Origin of the sequence: Mesobacterium pallidum (genome assembly GCF_019966535.1) — a bacterium.
Lineage (GTDB): Bacteria > Pseudomonadota > Alphaproteobacteria > Rhodobacterales > Rhodobacteraceae > Mesobacterium > Mesobacterium pallidum.
In genome coordinates this window covers 1-3,302 of sequence record NZ_JAIMID010000048.1, presented here as the reverse complement: position 1 = coordinate 3,302, position 3,302 = coordinate 1, and the positions used below count along the sequence as shown (strand labels likewise).

Genomic DNA, 3,302 nt, shown 5'->3' with positions numbered 1-3,302 from the left:
CAGCAGGATCGACGAGCTCCTGCCCTGGAACTTCAACCCGGCAAGCTGATCCCGCGTGGGGCGCAGACAGCGCTTACTGAAAAGGAGCATCACGGTCGCAATCGTCGCGCCCATGATGAACGTCATGTAAAATCGGGTTTCGCTCCAGTAGACATGTTCGAAGGAGTACGAGTTGATGTACATCAGGCCGAACATGATCGCTGTCGACGTGCCAACCATCGCCAGAAACCGGCCATAGGATGAACCTGAATGGCCCCCCGAATGTGCTGCATCTTCACTTGAACGGGCGTGGGACCCGCCGCTAGATTTCCCGGTCGTATCTTCAGACATTTGATCCCTCCACCTTGGCTTGAATTGCTGAAGAAACAACATTCCAGCGGGGGAGGGCTCCAACAAACTCCAACGCTACGGTGCGAAAATCCGAAGAATGTCGGCCCCAAGCATCATGCGCTACGGCTCTTTGGCCAGATCTTTCAGAATCGGACAATCCGGGCGGTGATCGCCATGGCAGGCGTCAACGAGGTGTGACAGCGTATCGTGCATCGACCTGAGCTGGGCAATCTTTTCGTCAATGGCCGCCAGGTGTTCTTGTGCGACCGCTTTTACTTGTGCGCTTTCCCGTGTCTCATCCTCATAGAGATCAAGCAGCGTGCGGCAGTCTTCTATCGAGAACCCCAAGGTCCGGGCGCGGCCCAGGAATGCGAGCTTGTGGATGTCGCTGTCGCGAAAGGCGCGATATCCGTTATCGCTGCGCAAAGGCCGGACAAGGCCGATGTCTTCGTAGTAGCGGATTGTCTTCGCTGGCAAACCCGCGCGTTCTGATACTTCTCCGATGTTCACACCTGTCTCCTATTCTGCGGGCTGCGTTGCGAATTTCGTCGCCGCGTCGTGGGGCGGATCCTGTTCCGACATCGTCGCCTTGATCCGTCGCAGCCGCAGCGCGTTGGTCAGAACCGACACGGAGGACAGCGCCATGGCCCCGGCGGCAAACACCGGCGACAGGAGCAATCCAAAGGCTGGATAAAGCGCGCCCGCCGCCACAGGGATCAGCGCGACGTTATAGCCAAAGGCCCAGATGAGGTTCTGCCGGATGTTGCGCATGGTCTTGCGCGACACGTCTATTGCATTCACCACGCCGCGCAGATCCCCCGACATCAGCACCACGTCGGCGCTTTCGATTGCGACATCCGTGCCGGTTCCGATGGCGATGCCGACATCGGCATGGGCCAGTGCTGGCGCGTCGTTGATGCCGTCCCCGACAAAGGCGATCTTGCTGTTCCCTTGCCGCAATTCGTCCAGGGCGGCGACTTTTCCATCCGGTAATACCCCTGCAATGACGTGGTCGATCCCGACCTCGCGGGCTATGGCATCTGCCGTGGCCTTCTTGTCTCCGGTGATCATCGCGACCTTGATCCCTCGATCATGCAGAGCTGCGATCACTTCGGCGCTGGAGGATTTGACCGGGTCTGCCACGGCAATCACAGCCGCCAGGGTTCCATCCACCGCAGCATAAAGCGCGGTGCGTCCCTTTTCGGCCAACGCCCTTTCGCGGTCTTCCAGCGGGCTGGTGTCAATGCCCTGCTGCACCATGAAGCGATCCGCACCGACATGAACCTTGCGGCCCTGGACAAGCGCCTCGACACCGTAGCCGGTCACGGACCGGAATTCCGTCGCATCGGGCCAGGACAGGCCTTCGCTCTTTGCGGACTGCACGATGGCCTCTGCCACCGGGTGCTCAGACTGCGCCTCGACAGATGCGATGAGGGCGAGTATCTCTGCCCGGTCAAAGCCGTCGGCCGTGATGAGGTCTGTCAAACTGGGTTGCCCTTGGGTGACCGTCCCGGTCTTGTCGAGCGCAACGAGGCCGACGTCGTCCAGATGTTGCAGCGCATCTCCCTTGCGGAAGAACACCCCCATCTCGGCAGCGCGTCCTGTCCCCACCATGATCGAGGTGGGCGTGGCCAACCCCATGGCGCAGGGGCACGCAATGATCAGAACGGAGACACCCGCCACAAGCGCAAAGGTCAGAGCCGGATCGGGACCGACCAGCAGCCAGACAACCACAGTCGCAAGCGCCAGAACCAGAACGGCAGGCACGAACCACATGGTCACGCGATCCACTAGGCCTTGGATCGGCAGCTTGGCCCCCTGAGCATCTTCGACCATGCGGATAATCTGCGCCAGCGTGGTATCCGCCCCGACCCGCGTCGCCGTTATGGTCAGGCTCCCGGTGCCGTTCACCGTGCCGCCGGTCACCGGTTCGCCAGCAGCCTTTGGCACGGCGAGGGGTTCACCGGTGATCATGCTTTCATCGACGTTGCTTGATCCTTCTGTGACCTCGCCATCGACAGGCAGCCTTTCACCGGGACGCACGAGGATCTGATCGCCGATCCGAAGTTCCTTGATGTCAACCTCGGTCGCCTGCCCCTCGCGCAGGACCCTGGCTGTCTTTGCCTGCAGACCAAGAAGGGCCTGAATGGCTGCACCGGTCTTGCCCTTGGCCCGCGCTTCAAGCCAGCGACCCAACAAGATCAGAACGACAATAACCGCCGCTGCTTCGAAATAGACGGCGCGCACACCGTCAGGCAGCACCTGTGGCAGGAAGGTCGCGACTACGGAATAAGTCCACGCCGCCCCGGTTCCCAGCGCGACAAGGCTGTTCATATCCGGAGCACGCTTGATCAACGCCGGAATGCCCTTCGCAAAGAACCTCCAACCCGGTCCGAACAGAACCACCGTGGCAAGCGCGAATTGGATCAGCCACGACGTTTGAATGCCGATTGTGCTCTCAATCAGGCCCTCAAAGCCGGGTATGGTGTGTTTTCCCATTTCCAGAACGAACACCGGAACGGTCAGGATCGCGGCAAGGATGACACGGCGCGCCAGCGCGTCGGCTTCTTCTGCCTTGCGGTCCGATCGGTCCTCGTGCGCATCGCTCTGCGCAATCTCGGCCGGGTATCCCGCCTCCGTACTGATCCGGGCAATCTCTTCCGGGGTGATGGCATCTGAAAGATACTCTACCACAGCCGTTTCGGTTGCTAGATTGACCGCCGCATTCAATAGGCCGGGTGTCCGTACAAGCGCCTGTTCAACCCGACCGACACAGGACGCGCAGGACATGGCGTCTACGTTCAGCGTGACGCGCGCCGTGCTTGCCGGGTAGCCGGCCTGCGACAGTGCCGCAACCGCTGCGCCCGTCGTGGCTGCATCATCCGTCTGAAACTGGTAACCGGCCGGTTGCTACCGCGGTGATTTGGCCTTGATGCGGGCGACGAGATCTGTGTCATCGACGAAGTCGTCGA

At 60.9% G+C, this 3,302-nt stretch carries 2 protein-coding genes and 1 pseudogene; all 3 read right to left on the bottom strand.

The features are described 5' to 3' along the window. Positions 1-330: pseudogene (locus MF270_RS27985) on the bottom strand (hypothetical protein); the annotation flags it as partial. Positions 331-450: 120 nt separating this feature from the next. Next, a complete protein-coding gene (gene cueR / locus MF270_RS27980; RefSeq protein WP_009824489.1) occupies positions 451-840 on the bottom strand; it encodes a Cu(I)-responsive transcriptional regulator in 390 nt (129 codons plus the stop codon). Between the two features lie 9 nt (positions 841-849). Then, entirely contained in the window at positions 850-3,177 is a 2,328-nt protein-coding gene (locus MF270_RS27975) for a heavy metal translocating P-type ATPase (protein ID WP_272490909.1), read from the bottom strand. Positions 3,178-3,302: the final 125 nt, after the last annotated feature.